A 655-nucleotide genomic window follows, 5' to 3' on the forward strand; every position below is an offset into this window, starting at 1 on the left:
TCGACACCCAGGCGGGTGACGACAACAGCGCGCCGACGGTCACCATCACCGAAGACGCCAACGATGATGGCGTTATCAGCAGTGACGAGCTCGATGGCCAGGTCGACGTTGAAGTCGGCTTGCCAGCCGGAGCGGTGGACGGTGACACCATCCGCGTCAGCGATGGCACCACCACCAACGAGATCGTGTTGTCGCAGAGCGACATCGACAACGGCAGCGTAGCGACCTCGTTCGATGCGCCAGCGGAAGGTGAAACCCTCGAGGTGACAGCGGTGCTGGAAGACCAGTTCGGCAACACCTCGGCAGAAGGCAGCGACAGCGCCGTGCTCGACACCCAGGCGGGTGACGACAACAGCGCGCCGACGGTCACCATCACCGAAGACGCCAACGATGATGGCGTTATCAGCAGTGACGAGCTCGATGGCCAGGTCGACGTTGAAGTCGGCTTGCCAGCCGGAGCGGTGGACGGTGACACCATCCGCGTCAGCGATGGCACCACCACCAACGAGATCGTGTTGTCGCAGAGCGACATCGACAACGGCAGCGTAGCGACCTCGTTCGATGCGCCAGCGGAAGGTGAAACCCTCGAGGTGACAGCGGTGCTGGAAGACCAGTTCGGCAACACCTCGGCAGAAGGCAGCGACAGCGCCGTGCT

General features: G+C 63.2%; 1 protein-coding gene. It reads left to right on the top strand.

Annotated features, from left to right (window positions below; translation table 11 throughout):
• Nucleotides 1-655 (top strand): hypothetical protein (locus Q5L94_RS13295; protein ID WP_317498846.1); only part of this gene is annotated, 655 nt, incomplete at both ends.

This window comes from Idiomarina sp. Sol25 (assembly GCF_033052775.1).
Classification (GTDB): domain Bacteria; phylum Pseudomonadota; class Gammaproteobacteria; order Enterobacterales; family Alteromonadaceae; genus Idiomarina.